Raw genomic sequence first — 16,989 nt, forward strand, 5'->3', positions numbered from 1 at the left:
CGCGCTGGCATCGCGGGATCCGCCGCGCGATGGCGCCCGGCGGTGTCCTGCTGCTCTCCCTCGCCCTCTCCATAGGCATGTTGGACAGCCAGGCCTTCGCCGAGCCGCCGCCGGACGACGACGTCGCCTCGATGGTGGACGTCCCAGCCACCGACCCTGTGGGCGGCGCCGACCAGTCCCTGGACGGATACGCCCGCCAGTACGCGATCGACCCGGCCCAGGACGACACCGACCCGCCGGACGGCACCACCACCATCCCGGCCGCGGGCCCCGACGGCACCGCCGACATCACCCCGGAGAAGCTGGCCGCCGCCGACGACGGACTGGTCCAGGTCGACGGCGGTGTCCCGGTGAAGATCGGCGCCGCCTCGGACGACGCGGCCCAGCAGCCCACCGGCACCTGGTCGGTGAACGTGCTCGACCAGTCCGCCACCGCCGCGACCGGCGTCAGCGGTCTGCTGATGCAGATCACCACCAGCGACGACACTCCGGCCCCGGCTCGCGTCCAGATCGACTACACCGCCTTCAAGAACTACTTCGGCGCCCAGTGGTCCGACCGGCTCCAGCTGGTCCGTTACCCCGAGTGCTTCCTCACCCAGCCCGACAACGAGGCGTGCGCCACCCCGGAGCCCCTCGACAACACGGCCGACCTGCAGGCCGACACGACGACCACGGACGCGGACGGCAACGAGACCACCGACCTGGGTGAGACCAAGGTCGACGCGACCCTGGACCTGTCCACCCCGATGGCGGCCGACACCGCCACCGGCACGACCACCGCCGACGCCGCCGCGGCCCTGAGCAAGGGCAGCGTCCAGCCGGCGGTCTGGCACGGCGCGGCCACCAGGGCGATGGCGGCCGCCGCCTCCGCCGGGGCCGGCGGGGTTCTCGGCACGACCGACACCGGTAGCGGCCCTGGCGGCTCCTTCCGGGCGACACCGCTCTCCTCCGCGGGCAGCTGGGCGGCCGGCTCGTCCTCGGGTGGCTTCTCCTACACCTACGGCATCGACACCCCGCCGGTCTCGGCCGGTCCGACGCCGACGATCGCGTTCTCGTACAACTCCCAGGCGGTGGACGGCAAGACGTCCGCCGCCAACCCGCAGACCTCGTGGATCGGCGAGGGCTGGTCGTACGAACCCGGGCACATCGAGCGGTCGTACCGGGGCTGCGCTCAGGACCAGGACGGGGACGACGCCAACAACAAGGGCAAGAGCAAGAAGACGGGCGATCTCTGCTGGGCGTCGTCGAACGCGGTGATGACCCTCGGCGGCACCACCGTCGAGCTGGTCCGCAGCGACAGCACCGGAGAGTGGCACCCGAAGGCGGACGACGGCACCAGGGTCGAACTCAAGACCGGCGCGGACAACGGCGATGGCGGCGGTGACGACGACAAGGGCGAGTACTGGATCGCCACCACCCGCGACGGCACCCAGTACTACTTCGGCCTGGACAAGGTCGGCCACGGCCACGCCGACACCGACTCGGTCTCCACCGTCCCCGTCTTCGGCAACGACCCGAAGGAACCGTGCCACGCGGACGCCTTCAAGGACTCCTCCTGCAACCAGGCCTGGGCGTGGCAGCTCGACGAGGTCGTCGACCTGCACGGCAACGCCATGGTGATCACCTACCAGCAGGAGGAGAACTACTACGCCAAGAACAAGTCGACCAAGGAGAACGTCAAGTACGACCGGGGTTCCTACCCGCTGACCATCGAGTACGGCCTGAACAAGGACGCCCTGGGCGCGGTCCCGGCCGCCAAGGTCGAGTTCAAGGCCGACGAGCGCTGCCTGAACGCGAACAACGGCAAGTGCGATAAGAACGACTTCACCACCGACGACCCGGAGAAGTACCGCGTCTGGTACGACACTCCGCGCACGCTTCTCTGCAAGTCGGACACGGCTAAGCAGTGCCCGACCTTCCCGTCCTTCTGGACCCGCAAGCGTCTGGAGAAGATCGTCACCTGGGCCCACCGGGACGGGACCAGCACCCTCTACCCGATCGACGAGTGGACGTTGAGCCAGGCCTTCAACAAGGGCTGGTACCAGACCTCGCCGGGCATGTGGCTGTCCAGCATCCAGCACGGTGCCTACGACACCGACACCACTGACCCGGACGACGTGCCGAGCGCGTCCTCGACCCTGCCCGCCGTCGTCTTCGACGGCACCGCGCTGCCCAACCGGGTGCGCGCCGACAGCAAGGACGAGGAACTCACCTACATCCACCCGCGCATCACCGGCATCACCGACGAGAACGGCAAGAAGACGGTCGTCGACTACAACAAGGGCTGCACCTACGCACCCGCGACAACCGACATCGCCGACAACACGGCCGCCTGCTACCCGGTGCACTGGTCGCCCGACGAGAGCGTCGAGAACCCGCCGCTGGCCTGGTTCGACAAGTACACGGTCGCCCGCGTGACCGAGCAGGACACGGTCGTCAGCACGTCCGCCCTCGCCTCACCGGACCTGGTCACCACCTACACCTACGGGGGCGGCGGCTACTGGGCGAAGAGCGACGCGGAGTTCACCAAGCCCTCGCAGCGCACCCACAGCGACTGGCGCGGCTACGCCTCCGTCACCACGCAGGTGGGCGACCCCGACGGTCCCGCCGCCACCCGCTCCAAGTCGACCGCGTACTACCTGCGCGGCTCCGGCAGGACCCTGAAGGACGACACCGGAGCCACCCTCAGCTCCGACGACGTGGACGAATACGCCGGCCAGGCCGCCGAGACCGTCACCTACGTGTCCTCCGAAGCCGCGGCGGCCGTACACAGCCGGGTGATCATGGTCCCCGGTGCCACCACGGAGACCGCCCGCCGCAAGCGCACCGACGACACCGACCTGGTCGCCCGCCGCTCCTACATCCGCCGCGTCGACGACCTCACCGCCTACGACGGCAAGTGGCGAGGCACCCGCACCACCACGACGGTCGACGACAACGGTCTGGCCAAGCTCAGCGAGGTCTCGACCGTCACCCTGTCGTCCCCCGGCGACACGACCCCGGCGATCGCCGGCACCACCTGCACACTCACCACCTTCGCCAACGACGCGTCGGCCAACCTCTACGGTCTGCCCAAGCGGGTCCTGACCACGGCCACCGACTGCGACGGCGTCACCACCGCGGCCACCGACAAGGTCGTCTCCGACGTCACCACCGGCTACAACGCGGCCGGCGACGCCACCAGCGAGAAGACCCTGAACGGCGACGGCACCGCGAGCGTCACCAGCTCCGTCACCGAGTACGACTCCTACGGCCGCGCCACGAAGGTCAGCGACGGCGCCAGCCCCGCCCACGAGACGAGGACGGTGTACAACCCGGGCAGCAGCCCGTACGTCGTCACCGGCACCACGGTCACCAACGCCAAGAGCCAGGCGACCATCACCACCCTCGACCCGGCACGCGGCCTGACGCTCACCACCGAGAATCCCAACCACAACATCACCCGCTACGCCTACGACCAGCTCGGCCGCCTGACCACGGGCTGGCTCCCGGGTGACGACGATGCCCTGCCGTCGACGAGGATCAGCTACGCCCTCGGTGCCAAGACCCCCACGAGCGTCACCACCAGCACACTGCGCGACAACGGCACCTACAGCGACTCGGTCACCTTCTACGACGGCATGATGCGCACCGTCCAGACCCAGTCGCCGGACGCCACCGGCCTCGGCCGCATCGTCACCTCGGTCCGCTACGACGACCACGGCAACGCGGCCCGCACGGACAACGGCTACTACGTCCTGGGCCTCCCGGCGAAGTCCTGGTATCTGCCGACCAGTCAGCAGCCGATCCCCAACTCGACGAAGGCGACCTACGACGGCCTCGGCCGCCCGGTCAAGACGACCACCCTGCACCACAACGCCGAGTTCTCGTCCGCCACCAGCACCTACAGCGACACCGACGCCTCGGTCACCGTCGTCCCGCCCACCGGCGCCACCGCAACCAAGACGATCGGCGACGCCCTCGGCCGCGCGGTCAAGCAGATCACCTACACCAACGCCGACCGCTCGGCGAGCACGTACACCGAGACGACGTACGACCCCCTCGGCAACATCACCCAGGTCAAGGACAAGTCCGGCCGCGTCTGGTCCTGGACCTACGACTCCCGCCACCGCGTCCTGACCAGCACCGATCCCGACTCCGGCACCAGCCGCACCTGGTACGACGACCAGGATCACGTCACCCAGACCAAGGACGCCACGGGGAAGGTCCTGCACTACCGCTACGACGCGCTCGGCCGCAAGCTGTCCATGACCGTGGGCTCGGCGAGCCTGCCCACGGTGGAGTGGACGTACGACACGGAGGCCAACGGCATCGGCCTGCCGGCCACCTCCGTCCGCCACACGACCCCCGGCTCCGCCGCCGGTGACATCGTCACCGAGGCGACGGGCTACACGGAGCGGGGGCAGCTCACCGGCAAGACGGTCACGATCCCCGCGATCAGCGGCCAGACCAACAACGTCTCCGGCTCCTACCACTGGTCGTACACGTACACCCCCACCGGCAACGTCCAGTCGACGACCCTGCCCGCCACCCCCGGCGGCATGACGACCGCCGAGAAGGTCATCACCCGCTACAACGCCCAGGACCTGCCGATCTCCACGTCCGGCTGGGACTGGTACACGACGGGTGCGATCTACAACCCGTACGGCCAGATCACCCGCTCCACGACGGGCAAGAACCCGTACCGGGTCTGGACGAGCGCCCTCTACGACGAACCCACCGGCCTGCTCCTGCACTCCTACGCGGCCACCCAGACGGCGAAGGGCCTGGTCTCGCAGACGGCCTACGCCTACGACCAGGCGGGCAACACCAGCCTGGTGGCGACGGGTTCGACCGCCGGATCGACCACGACCTGGGACAACCAGTGCTTCACGTACGACGCCCGCGGTCAGCTGGTCGAGGCGTGGACGGGCGCGACGGCGAAGCAGTGCACGGACTCGTCGGGCACCACGTGGAAGGCCACGGACTCCTCGGCGACGGCCGCCGGCGGCGTGGGCGCCACCCCGTCGGCCTCGACCATCACCACGGGCACGGCGACGTACGGCGCCCTCTCCTACTGGCAGTCGTACCGCTACGACGACCTGGGCAACCGCACGACGGTCACGAACCACAGCACCCAGCGAACGTCGTCGGGTGACCTGAACACCGCCCTGGACGGCTCGACCTCGTACGCCTACGGCGACACCGGCCAGCCGGACACCCTGACCGGCTGGACGGAGAAGTCGGTCACGCCGGCGGACTCGGGGACCAAGACGGTCACCGAAGTGAACTCCGCGACCTACGACGACGCCGGGCGTACCGACACCCGCACGATCAACGGTGACTCGCAGTCGTTCGTGTACGACGGCGAAGGCCTGCTGACGTCCGTCTCCGGCTTCGGCGCGGGCAAGGGCGCCATCAGCGGACCCGGCGGCCTGTGCCTGGACGATGCCGGCTCCCTCACGGCCGACGGCACCGCGATCCAGATCTACACCTGCAACGGCACCACCGCCCAGAAGTTCAGTGCCAACGGCGGCAAGCTCACGGTCCTGGGCAAGTGCGCCACGGCCGCGGGCACCGCGTCGGGTTCGGCGGTCACTCTCCAGACGTGCGTCCCAGACGCGACGGCACAGTCCTTCGTGCTCCGCACGGACGGCACGTTCTACAACGCGGCGTCCAAGCTGTGCCTCAACGCCCCCGCCACCACCGCGGGCACCGACCTGACCCTGGCGGCCTGCACGGCGAGCGCGTCGACGCAGAAGTTCACGATCGCGGCGACCACGTCCTACCTCTACGACGCGGACGGCAACCGGATCGCGAAGACCACCGGCGGCTGGACGACCCTCTTCCTCGGCGAGACCGAGGTGATGGGTTCCCAGACGACCACGGCCACCAAGGCGATGCGCAGCTACGCCCAGGCCGGCGCCCCGACGGTGGTCCGCTACACCTCAAGCGCCACCTCCGCCCACACCCTGGCCGCCCAGATCACCAACACCCAGGGCACGGGCACGGTCCAGATCAAGCTGGCGTCCGGGATGGCGGTCTCCTCCCGGTCCTACGACGCGTGGGGCAACCTGCGCGGCGACCTGGCCGGCGCGGCGGCCTGGGCGGGCTCGCGGACGTACATCGGCGGGGACGACGAGTCGAGCACGGGCCTGATCCATCTGGGCGCGAGGGACTACGACCCCGTAACGGGCCGCTTCACGACCATCGACCCGGTCATCGACTTCTCCGACCTCCTCCAACTGGGCGGGTACGCCTACGCGGACAACAGCCCCGTGACCAAGGCGGACCCGAACGGCGAGTTCTGGGGCTTCTCCCAGATCGCCCACGCGGCGTGGAAGGCGACCAAGGTCGTCGCACACGTGGCGTACGAGTACTCGGGCGTCGCGGACATCGTCAGCTGCGCCACCAACCCCTCCCTCGGCTCCTGCCTGATGGCGGCGGCGACGATCGTGATCACGGTCGCGACCTTCGGCGAGGGCGGCCTGGCCCTGGCGGCCGCGAGGGGCGCGATGCGTTTCGGCGGCGGGGTACTGGCGCGGGGCGCGGAACAGGCGGCCGTGAAGACCGCCGAGAAGACGGTCGTCGACACGGCGGCGAAGGCCGTCGAGAAGAAGGTCGTGAAGACCGCCGAGGAGAAGGCGGCGAAGGCGGTCGAGAAGAAGACCGCGAAGTCGGCGGAGGAATCGGCAGCGAAGACAGCGGAGAAGGACGCGGGCAAGGCCACCGAGAAGGAAGGCGACACGGCCAAGGCCTCCGACGAGGGTGCGGACGCCGCCGAGTCGTCCGGCAAGTGCAACAGCTTCACCCCGGACACGAAGGTCCTGCTGGCGAACGGCAAGACGAAGGCCATCAAGGACCTGAAGCCCGGCGACAAGGTGAAGTCGACGGACCCGGTCCTGGGCGGTCTCGGCACCCAGACGGTCACGGCCACCATCAAGGGCCACGGCACCAAGCACCTGGTCCGCCTCACCCTGGCCAACGGCAAGTCCATCACGGCGACGGACGGCCACCCGATCTGGCTCCCGAAGCTGCACCGTTGGGCCAAGGCGAAGGAACTCCGCCCGACCGACTGGCTGCAGACGTCCGCCGGCACGTACATCCAGATCACGGCGGTACGGGCGTGGACCCAGAGGGCTACGGTCAACAATCTGACCGTCTCCAGTACGCACACGTACTATGTGCTGGCCGGCCAGACGCCTGTCCTGGTCCACAACTGTCCAACGGGAGCCGACGAAGAGCCCGTAAAACTCTATCGCTCGCCTCAGAAGGGGAATCGGGCGTCGGAGGCACGAGGTCTGAACCCTGCGAATCACACGGACGTGGATGTCAACGGTAATAGCTTTGCCTATCTGGGCGACTCGGAGTCCGTAGTCCGGCAGTACGCGGGCCAAGGGGTCTACGAGGATGGGTATCACATCTTCACGATGAAGCCGGGTTTCCTTGACGAGTTTCATCCGAGTGCGTACAGGCGCTTTCATGACAAGGACGGCGGACTGCAGTGGATTATCGACGTTGAGGATATTGAGGACTTCAATTCCTTCATCGACCATTCGAAGACGGAATGGGTTCCTTGGGAACATGGTGTCGACTTCTAGAGTGGTGGCGGGATGAGCAGCCGGGAGTTGTGGCAGCGCTGTGGACTTGTGCAGTTCCAAAGAGTGCGCTGCGTGGTTACGGCTCATAGGGGCCGCTTCGGCATCGACGTGAAGATCGTCGAGCCGGACACCGATCTAGCCGCTTTTATCGACTTCGTGATGCTGAGTGATGGAAGGCATCTCAGGGCGGACGAGTTCCCGGATGTCGGTTCTCAACTCGATGCCATCGCAATCGACTTCATGCCGAACGGCGAACTGCGCCTATCCGCAAGGCCGTCCGATCTGGAGTGACGAGGGCACGCGAGCCCTCGTCCATCATGCACCGCTGAAACCTGTGTCAGGAGCAAGATGCCCACCCGTAGTACCTCCCTCGAAGTCAGCACGGTCGCCGCAACAGCCTGCGCAGCGTTCGCGGCGAGCCTGGCACTCGCTCTCCCGTCCACCGCAACCGCGGCCACTCCCGCCACCTACGCCGACGACTTCAACGGTGACGGTTACCGCGACTACGTGACCGGAGACAGCGGCTCGTTCACGGTCACGTACGGGGCAGCGGACGGGCCCGGTGCCACCACCAGGACGTTCACCCAGAACAGTCCGGGCATACCGGGGGCGTCAGGTGGCAGCACCGACGCTTTCGGTGAGTCGTTGGCGACTGCCGACTTCAACAGCGACGGGTTTGCCGACGTCGCTGTGGCCGACAAGACGGAGAAGGCGGCCGGCAAGGCCGAAGCCGGTGCTGTCACGATCGTATGGGGCTCGAAGGTGGGCCTTGCGTCGAGCGCGACCCGCCTACCGCTCACATCCCCCCACGCACACTACGAGTTCGGTTGGTCGATCGCGGCCGGCGACTTCAACGGAGACGGCAAACCCGACCTGGCGGTCGCCGACATCGACAAGGTCTACGTATACCGGGGTGGCTTCTCCAAGGCGGGCCATACGGGAAGCGTCACTCAGTACAGCCCAAGTCGCACTGTCACCAAGGTTTTCGAGCCGACAGTGCTGATCGCCGGGAAGGTCACCAAGGACAGAGCCACCGACTTGTACGTGCTGGGGCAGGGTGAGAAGAACGGCCACATGACGCAGGCCGCGTGGTTCCTGAAGGGCGGCTCCGCGCTGAAGTCCGGGACGTTCACGACGTACGACAAGACTTCGCCGGACTGGAAACCGAGCGGAGTCATCGCCGACTTCGACAAGAACGGCTACGGCGACCTCGCGGTCAGCGACATCCCGTACAACAACCACGCGGGCTCTGTGGTCGTGCTGCGGGGCGGACCCAAGGGAGCCGCGAGTTCCTATCGCCTGACGCAGTCCACCGCCGGCGTCGCCACCGCCGCGGCCAAGGACGAGCAGTTCGGCCACTCCGTCTCGGCGGGTGACAGCAACCGGGACGGCTATCCGGACCTCGCCGTCGGCGTGCCGTACGAGAATGTGGGGCGCTCGAAGGAGGCGGGTGGTGTGCACGTGCTCCGGGGCGGCCGGAAGGGGCTGACCGGCGCGGGCTCGCAGTGGTTCACTCGCGCTATGGCGGGCGTGCCGGGCAATGCCGTTCAGTACGCGTCCTTCGGTATCCATGTCCGCCTGCGTGACGTGAACCGTGATGGCTACTCCGACCTCCTGGTCTCCGATCAGTACGAGAACTACGACACCAGCGTTCTTCTCCCGGCAGGCGCGAAGGGTGTCGTGACGTCCGGCAGCCGTGAACTGTCCGTTCGGGCCGACTTCCCGCAGTGACCGGCCACCGGGGAGCACGGACGTCGGCCCCGTAACGTCACGATGACAGCCTTCCAGCCACACGTGATCGGCGCTTCCGTCCCTGACCGTGGCGGATGGCGAGTGGCCCCGGCGATCCGGCAGGTCGGGGCGGGGCAGCTTCAGTCCCGCGGCGCGAAGAGCAGGTTGCGGGTGTGCGGCGGCCGGGGTTCGTTCCAGGGGACCAGCGTGCCGTCGTGCTCGGCGATCCAGTGGACGTCGTAGCCGAGGGGGTCGAACTCGGCGATGAGGTCGTCGAGGGCGGCGTCGACCAGGGCCTCCATGACGAGGGTCGGCCGGTCGCGCTTCAGGACCTGGCGGGCGCCGCGGAGCACCGACATCTCGTGGCCCTCCACGTCGATCTTGACGAGGTCCAGCCTGGTCTCGGCGAATACCTCGTCGAGGGTGAGCAGTTGGATGCGCTTCTGCTGGGCGTCAGGGGCGGCGCCGCCCTCCAGCGTCGAGCCGGTGGAGAGCAGGTTCCCTGAGAAACGGACGCTGATGTCCGCCCAGCCGGGTTCGCTGGAGACACCGGCCTGGTGGAGCTTGACGTTCTGCACGCCGTTGGAGCGGACGTTCACCGAGAGCCGGGCGTGGATCTGGTCGACCGGCTCGAAGGAGTGCACCTTCGCCTTCGGGTTGGCATGCGCGGCGATCATCGAGAAGTAGCCGACGTGAGCGCCGACGTCCGCGATCGTCGAGCTTTGCGCCGCCAGCCGGGACCAGGTGGCGAGCGTGCCGGGCTCGTAGCCGAACGTCCCGTTCCACAGGGTGTCCATGGCCACCGCATCGTCGTTCACGCAGAACATCACGAACGGCGGACAGTACGGCGACTCGATCTCCACGTAGCCCCGGTAGGGGAACTTCTTGCGGTGCACGCGGATGATGTCCCCGGTGGCGACCGGCCTGACCGACGGTGCGTGGGCCAGCATGCGGGCGTTGGCGGCTTCGACCTCGGAAATACGCATTGGGTGATGGTAAAGCCGAGGTCAGAAAATGTCACAGGGTTTCGAAATGATCAGAAAGGGCAGCGCACAGGTTTTTGTGGGTGGCATTTATGGAGCTTGTTCATTTCGAATAACCTGGAATTAACCCGCTCTTTCGCTCGGGCTGTCTACCCCTCTGTGTCTGCGAAGAGTTCGGCCGTGGTGGTGGCCGTGGCGGCGCGGGTGAGCCAGGTGGTGAGGGTGTCGTGGTCGTCGCAGGTGGTGATGCGGTCGCGGGCTTCCTCGTTGACGTCGATGCCGCGGCCGCTGAGGACGACGAGGAGGGCTTCGGAGAGGCCCTCGGAGAGGCCTTCGGCGCGCAGGGCCTGGGCCGTCTGGGACTGGAAGATGGAGAGGTCGACGGCCATGAGATGCCTCCAAAGGTCCGCGGCGGGCGTTTTGCCCAGGCCTTGTTCGGTGAGCTCGATGTAGATGCTCGCGGTGTCTTCGTCGTCGGCCTGCAGGCCCTTCAGGGCGGCTGCCAGTGCCTTCAGTATGGCATCGGACTCAGGCGCGCGGCTGTGCAGCGCGGAGGACAGCACGGCGAGGGAGATGTCCTTGGCGGCCGCTTCCGGCGTGTCGATGACGGGCACGGTGTCCGGGCCCAGGACGAGTGGGCGCAGGGTGAGGGTGGGCCACTGCGGGGGACCGAGGTTGACCTGCCGCGCCGCCCAGGAGGCCGTGTTCCTGTCCTGGCAGACGACCAGCAGTACCGCCGGCATCTTGTACTTGGCGTAGAGATACGCCAGGTAATAGGCCCAGCTGGCGGGCTTGTCGGCGTCCTGACCTCCCTGGGCCTCCACGGCGAGCAGGAAGCTGCCGTCCTTCACCGTGTCGAGGCGGAGGAGGGTGTCGACGCGGCGTTCCAGGGGGCGGTTCTCCGTCAGGTCCGTGGGAAACGGCGACGCCGAGACCGGATCGCTGAAGGAGACGCCGAGCGCCCTTACGGCTCGGGGGAAGAGCCCCGGATCCTGCTGGAAGATCCGGTGCATCGCTTCGTGCGGGGAGCTGACCATGAGGAGGGCTCGGGACCTCTCGGCGTGGGGATTGGGCTGGTCATGCCGCTCTCGTTAGCGGCTGGTGGGTGCGGCAGTCCCGGCAACGGCCGGGTTGCGCCGCGCGGAACGGGCGGTCGCAGCCGTCGCAGTCCTGGAAGGGGAGCGGACGCGGCGGGGCGGGCGGGGGCGGCGGTGGCAGGTACTCCGTGAGGCGGTGGGCCAGGAGGCCCGCCGGGTGGAGGAGCGGCTCGGCCGGGAGGCAGGACGTGAGGGCGCGGCGTACGGCTTCGGGCGAGGCGCCGCGCTCCAGCCAGGCGTCGACGGCCGGGGCGAGCCGTCGTACCTCGCGTTCGGGGAGGAGGAGACGTGGGTCGTCGTGGTGGAGGCGGGAGAGGAGGGTGGTGGCCGCGCGCCGCGGGTCGGGGGTGCTGCGCGTGGGTTCCGGCAGAGGTGGTTTCGGCGGGCGCGGCGGCGATGCCGGTGCCGGGGGATGCGTCCGATCGGGGGCGGGCACCGGTGGCGCTGGCGGTACGGGTGGCGGCGTAACCTCTCGTACCTCCTCCGCCCCCGTCGGCCGGTTGTACGACACCGTCCGTGCGACCACTCGGCCGTTCGGCAGCCGCTCGCGCGTCCGGGACAGGTAACCGTGGGCTTCCAGTTCGCGCAGCGCCGCCGCGATCCGCACCTCGCCCTCCGGGAAACGCGCGGTCAGCGACTTGATGTCCACGCGGGCGCCGGTCGGCAGCGACTGGATGTGGCCGGCGAGGCCGATCGCGGTGAGGGAGAGTTCGCGGTGCTGGAGAAGGCGGTTGTCGACCACCGTGTACCGAGTGGTGAGCCGGACGTTGAGATGGGTCACCCCGTACGAGGGGTTCGCCCCGGGAACGGCTGACCGGGCGCGCGAGGGCGCGCTAGTGTGCTCTGCATCCATCGGGAAGTTGCAGTCTTCCTAGGTGGTCAGGCCCTCGATCGGGATCGCTAGTCCCGGCCGGGGGCCGTCGTATGTACGGGGGTGGCCGTCTGCGTGCTCGCACGGTCACCCGGTGTTGTCGCGGCGAGCATATGCCGGGCAACCGGCACCGAATCCAGCCCAGTTGGCCATGTTCACTCCGGAGGGTGACGGGCGGCGGCGGGGAGGCGGGTGGGGTTGGGGAGGGGGATTTCCCTGGGGTTTTTAACTACCTGGCGGCGGGCGTCACCGTCTCGCGGCGGACCGCGTGACGGTCAGTTCGGCCCAGACGGTCTTGCGGGGGCGGGGTCCGAGGGAGACGCCCCAGCGGTCGGCGAGGGCCTCGACGATCACCAGTCCGCGGCCGGTCTCGTCCTCCTCGGAGGGGAGGTGCAGGCGGGGGCGGCGCTCCTCGCCGGTGTCCGTGACCTCGATGCGGACCGTGTTCCCGACGACGTACATCAACAACCGGAAACCCCGGCCCGCCGTCCGCCCGTGCGTCGCCGCGTTGGCCGCCAGTTCCGCGACGACGTGCGCCGCGTCCTCCGACGGCAGCCCCCACGACCGCAGTTGCTCGGTCGCCAGCAGCCGCGCCAGCCGCGCTCCTCTGCGCGTGGGCGACAGCAGCACGCTGTAGTTGCGGATCGGGCAGGCGAGGGGGGTGGAGATTTCCTGATTCACGTCACTCAGCGTGGCCGCCCATGCCTACCGTGAACAGTGACGGAGTCGTTGCGTACGGTCACTGTCCGCTGCTTGTCCGGTGCTGTCCGGGCTGTCGGACACGGGCGTACGGGTAGGGCGTCGTCGAGGCACGGTCGTACGACGGAGGGGTGCGGGATGAGCGTGGAAGGCGCGGTGACGCGGCTCAGGAGCGAGGCGGACGAGCCGGGTTGGGAGGTGGATCCCGATGACGAGTGGGGCGTCGCGGTCATTGCGACCGTCGGGCGGCAGCTGAAGCTGCGGCGGGAGGCGGTGGGGATGCGGGCCGCCGAGTTCGGGGTGGCGGTCGGGTACGGCGAGGACATGGTCTACAAGATCGAGGGTGGGAAGCGGATTCCCCGGCCGGAGTATCTGGACCGGGCGGACGAGGTGCTGGGGGCGGAGGGGCTGCTCTCGGCGATGAAGGAGGACGTACGGCGGGTCCGGTATCCCAAGAAGGTGCGTGACCTGGCGCAGCTGGAGGCGAGGGCGGTCGAGCTCCAGCTCTACGACCCGCTCAACATCCACGGGTTGTTGCAGACCCCTGAGTACGCGCGCGGGCTGCTCCTGATGCGTCGCCCGGCGTACACCGGGGACGAGGTGGAGCGGTTCATCGCCGCGCGCGTGGCCCGCAAGGCCGTCTTCGAGCGGGACCCGGCGCCCGAACTCAGTTTCGTTCTGGAGGAGTGGACGCTCCGGCGTCCGCTCGGCGGGCGGACGGTGCTCCGTCAGCAGCTGGAACACCTGCTGGAGGTGGCGCAGTTGCGGAACGTCGAGCTTCAGGTGATGCCGATGGATCGTGAGGAGCACGCGGGGCTGGCCGGCGGAATCGAGGTGCTGAAGTCCGAGGACGGCTCGGCGGTGGGGCGTTCGGTAGCAGTGGCCAACGGCCGACCGGTGTCCGATGCGAAGCAGCTCCGTATCCTTGAACTGCGGTATGGCATCATCCGGGCGCAGGCGCTCACGCCGCGTGAGTCGACGGCCTTCATCGAACAACTGCTGGGGGAGACATGATCCGCAAGACCACGGCCGAGGACGCCTCCGGTCTGACGTGGTTCAAGAGCAGCTACAGCAGCAGCAGTGAAGGCGACTCCTGCGTCGAAGTCGCCTTCAGCCCCGCCACCGTCCACATCCGCGACTCCAAGAACACCGCGACCCCCTCCCGCGGTCCCCACCTCACCTTCCCGCCCGCCACTTGGACGGCCTTCCTCTCCCACACGGCGGCCGCCGGGGAGTGAGGTACGCCCGCAGGTACGCCCGCGAGTTGTTCGCGCCGCTGGGGGCGGTCGTCGCCGTGGGCGCGCTGAACGCCACCGGCACGTGGTCGTTCGCGGATGTCTCGGTCGGCGCGTTCCTGGCGGGCAGGCGGCGAGAGTGGGACCGCCTCTTCGCCACCGTCTGCTCGCTCTGCGCCTTCGACCGTGGGGAAGCCCAGGCGACCGCCGACGCGATGGGCTACTTCCGGGACTACGACCTGTCCGCGCCGCTCCTCGTCCTCTGGTCCGCCGGAGTGACGGGGACCGAGAGCCTCCACGATCCTTCGCCCTCGGTCGTACGTCGCATGTGCCGCATGGCGGCCGACCTCCAACTGGCCGAGGTCCTCCACACGTTGCTGGCGGTGGCCCTCGATGCCGGTAGGGACGCGGCCACGGGCGCACCCCAGGTCATCGAAATCCTCACGGCCGCCTGCGCCCTGGCGGATCCGGCCGGGAACGTCACCCCGCACCACGTCCACCGAATGTGGCGAGTCGCCCGCCTGCCGTCGGTGCTCCGCCCGGACTCACCCACGCAGGACCACATCAAGGCAGGGTTCCGGTCGTACGACGGGACGCTGGAGGAACTGCTCGGCGGCAGCCCGCCGGAGCGCGGTTACCGGTACGTCGGCCCTGCCGAACTCGCCGTTACGGCACGGCAGTCCGCGGCCGCCACTGGTATCCGGATCGCGTCCGTGGCCGACTTCGAGTCGTGGGCCGGACGGCAGGCCTCGACGGAGCTGGCCGAGCCGTTCACGTACGTAGTCGGCACCGACGGGCTGCTACGGCTGGCGCCCCGCCGTAGCGAACACGTGGCCTGCGCGGGTGGAGCGGCCGTACTCGGTGCCGGGGAGATCGCCTTCGTACGCGAGGCCGGTCGCTGGACGGTGAGCGAGGTCAGCAACCAGTCGACGGGCTACTGCCCCGACGTCACGTCCTGGCCTGCGGTGGCCCGCGCACTCGACGGCATCCCGCTCGGCCGCCCCACCGCCTTCACCCACGAGGTGGTGTTCCGCCGCTGCCCGGCCTGCGCGGAGCACAACATCGTCCGCGAGGCCGACTTCGTCTGCGTCTTCTGCGGGGGTGAACTGCCGGATGCGTGGAACATCGCGGACGATACCGACCGATCAGGTCGCCCGTGAGGCGTCGAAGCGGATCTCCGCCGCCGGAGCCACCGTGACCGACCGCCCCGCGTACTGGATCACGGAGAAGATCTCGTTGTTGTGCGCGACGATCTGCGCAGCGGTCGGCTGAGCGCCGGCCGTGCGCTCCGTCGTGGTGTGGCCGTCGGCGACGAGGACGAGGTCGTAGCCGTGGGAGAGGGCGCTGCGGCTGGTGGAGTCGACGCAGTAGTCGGAGGCGTAGCCGGTGACGACCAGACGGTGCACGGCGAGTCCGGCCAGGACCTCGCCGAGCGCCGTGCCGAGGAAGGAGTCCGCGCTGTCCTTGTCGAGGACGATGTCCCTCGGCCGAGGCGTCAGCGTCGGATGGACTTCGAGCCACTCCGCGGGCACCTGGTCGAACCGCTGCCGCAGGTAGACCACCGGTACCCCCGCCGCACGGGCCCGGTCCGCCAGCTCGGCGACCGTCCCCAGGCAGGCCTCGCCGTCGTGGGCGTCCTTCAGCAGCGCACGCTGCATGTCGATGACGAGCAGTGCGGTGTCCGGCATGCCGTGACTCTGTCCCCGGGGAGCGCGGACTACTCCGCCTTGTTCCCGCCACCACCCTGTTGCTGCTGACCCTCCGGCCGCACCGCGTCCTTCGCCTTCTTCGCGAGGTCGTCGTCCAGCTTCTTGAACTCGCGGACCACGGTGTCGGACATGTCAGCGAGGGAGTCGATCTGCTTGGTGATGTCCTCGCGGCCGTCGTGCCAGTTGGACTCGAAGTCGTCGAGGGCGTCGTAAACGGTGCCGCTGCCGACGTCGTCCTTGTAGGACTCGAACATCTTCTTGGTGTGGTTGAGGCGTTCCTTGATGGAGCGCAGCTTGCGGCCGTAGTCCTCAAGCTCGCTCAGCGGTATGGCGAGATCGCTCTTGTCGTTCCCCACGTGACCGTCCCCCGTTCGCGCGTCTCGTAGTCTGGGCCGCACCGTATATCAGATCATCGGGGGAGGGGTGGCGTACAGCATGGCCCGCTACATGGAGACGCTGACCATCGAGCGCGGCGGTTTTCGGATCAAGGTGCCTGAGTCGTGGTGGGAGTTCGACGTACGGCCGGAGTCGCGGGACGACTCGATCCGGCGGATGGTGAACGAACGCGTCGCCCAGCACCCGGAGCTGGCGCAGTACCGGGACACGTACGTCGGCTTCCTGCGCAAGTCCGCGGCCGACGCCTGGAAGTCGGGCGCGATGTACTGCGGCTGCATGGCGGAGAGCTTCGGCGGCGACACCCCGATCACCGGGTCGGTCACGGTGTCGCTGGTCGGCGGCCGAACCCGCGAGGGCGCGCCGCTCTCCAACGACCCTGCCGCCATCGCCGCCCAGCTCGCCCCCAAGGAGGCCCACCGGGAGGGCGACTCCTGGCGCAAGGTGACGACGGTCGACATCCCCGGCGTGGGTCCCGCCGCCCGGACCTACGGCATCGAGGACATCCCGATCCCCGAGGACAGCCTGGGCCGCACCATCCGCGCCGTCCTGATGCAGACCTTCATCCCGGTCCCCGGCCAGGAGGGCAAGGTCGCCCTGGTGGCCGGCAGCAGCCAGGTCCTCGACCTCGCCGACTCGTTCTTCGACATCTTCGACGCGATCACGTCGACGTTCCGCTTCGCGGACTGAG

General features: G+C 68.8%; 13 protein-coding genes. 7 read left to right on the plus strand and 6 right to left on the minus strand.

Going from position 1 to position 16,989, the window contains the following annotated elements; genetic code table 11:
- Positions 1-29: 29 nt before the first annotated feature.
- From ACFY0P_RS01370 to ACFY0P_RS01380, 3 genes are read left to right on the plus strand one after another with little or no spacing between them, the layout of a single operon-like run.
- Positions 30-7,580 (plus strand): ricin-type beta-trefoil lectin domain protein, encoded by a 7,551-nt coding sequence (locus ACFY0P_RS01370; protein WP_388906012.1) that lies wholly within the window; start codon positions 30-32, stop codon positions 7,578-7,580.
- A 12-nt stretch (positions 7,581-7,592) separates the two neighbouring features.
- Positions 7,593-7,871: a hypothetical protein gene (locus ACFY0P_RS01375; protein ID WP_388906014.1), complete on the plus strand. Its 279-nt coding sequence runs from the start codon at positions 7,593-7,595 to the stop codon at positions 7,869-7,871.
- Positions 7,872-7,928: 57 nt separating this feature from the next.
- A complete protein-coding gene (locus ACFY0P_RS01380; RefSeq protein WP_388906017.1) occupies positions 7,929-9,311 on the plus strand; it encodes an FG-GAP and VCBS repeat-containing protein in 1,383 nt (460 codons plus the stop codon).
- A 140-nt stretch (positions 9,312-9,451) separates the two neighbouring features.
- Here the strand turns inward: ACFY0P_RS01380 and ACFY0P_RS01385 are convergent, their stop codons facing one another.
- The 4 genes from ACFY0P_RS01385 to ACFY0P_RS01400 form a co-directional block, all read right to left on the minus strand.
- Positions 9,452-10,297 carry an FkbM family methyltransferase gene (locus ACFY0P_RS01385; protein WP_388906019.1) on the minus strand — a complete coding sequence of 282 codons (846 nt, stop codon included), beginning with the start codon at positions 10,295-10,297 and terminating at the stop codon, positions 9,452-9,454.
- A gap of 146 nt (positions 10,298-10,443) precedes the next feature.
- Positions 10,444-11,331: a hypothetical protein gene (locus ACFY0P_RS01390; protein WP_388906021.1), complete on the minus strand. Its 888-nt coding sequence runs from the start codon at positions 11,329-11,331 to the stop codon at positions 10,444-10,446.
- A gap of 40 nt (positions 11,332-11,371) precedes the next feature.
- The gene (locus ACFY0P_RS01395) at positions 11,372-12,172 is read right to left on the minus strand and encodes a helix-turn-helix domain-containing protein (protein ID WP_388906023.1); all 801 of its coding nucleotides are present in this window, start codon (positions 12,170-12,172) and stop codon (positions 11,372-11,374) included.
- 336 nt (positions 12,173-12,508) lie between these two features.
- Positions 12,509-12,943, minus strand: a complete 435-nt coding sequence (locus ACFY0P_RS01400; protein WP_388906025.1) for an ATP-binding protein — start codon at positions 12,941-12,943, stop codon at positions 12,509-12,511.
- A 156-nt stretch (positions 12,944-13,099) separates the two neighbouring features.
- Between ACFY0P_RS01400 and ACFY0P_RS01405 the strand changes: the two genes are divergently transcribed.
- From ACFY0P_RS01405 to ACFY0P_RS01415, 3 genes are all read left to right on the plus strand, one after another.
- Positions 13,100-13,975 (plus strand): helix-turn-helix domain-containing protein, encoded by an 876-nt coding sequence (locus ACFY0P_RS01405; protein WP_388906027.1) that lies wholly within the window; start codon positions 13,100-13,102, stop codon positions 13,973-13,975.
- A complete protein-coding gene (locus ACFY0P_RS01410; protein ID WP_388906029.1) occupies positions 13,972-14,199 on the plus strand; it encodes a DUF397 domain-containing protein in 228 nt (75 codons plus the stop codon). The genes ACFY0P_RS01405 and ACFY0P_RS01410 overlap by 4 nt, the downstream gene beginning before the upstream one ends.
- 602 nt (positions 14,200-14,801) lie before the next feature.
- A complete protein-coding gene (locus ACFY0P_RS01415; RefSeq protein WP_388907268.1) occupies positions 14,802-15,356 on the plus strand; it encodes a hypothetical protein in 555 nt (184 codons plus the stop codon).
- Here the strand turns inward: ACFY0P_RS01415 and ACFY0P_RS01420 are convergent.
- Together ACFY0P_RS01420 and ACFY0P_RS01425 are read right to left on the minus strand one after the other, a co-directional pair.
- Complete coding sequence (locus ACFY0P_RS01420) at positions 15,342-15,884, minus strand: isochorismatase family protein (protein ID WP_388906031.1); 543 nt, start codon at positions 15,882-15,884, stop codon at positions 15,342-15,344. The two genes, ACFY0P_RS01415 and ACFY0P_RS01420, sit on opposite strands and share 15 nt — an antisense overlap.
- Positions 15,885-15,913: 29 nt before the next feature.
- Positions 15,914-16,261 (minus strand): hypothetical protein, encoded by a 348-nt coding sequence (locus ACFY0P_RS01425; protein WP_388906033.1) that lies wholly within the window; start codon positions 16,259-16,261, stop codon positions 15,914-15,916.
- Between the two features lie 79 nt (positions 16,262-16,340).
- Between ACFY0P_RS01425 and ACFY0P_RS01430 the strand changes: the two genes are divergently transcribed.
- Positions 16,341-16,988, plus strand: a complete 648-nt coding sequence (locus ACFY0P_RS01430) for a hypothetical protein (protein ID WP_388907270.1) — start codon at positions 16,341-16,343, stop codon at positions 16,986-16,988.
- Position 16,989 lies beyond the last annotated feature (1 nt).

Source organism: Streptomyces sp. NPDC001714, assembly GCF_042892755.1.
GTDB lineage: Bacteria > Actinomycetota > Actinomycetes > Streptomycetales > Streptomycetaceae > Streptomyces.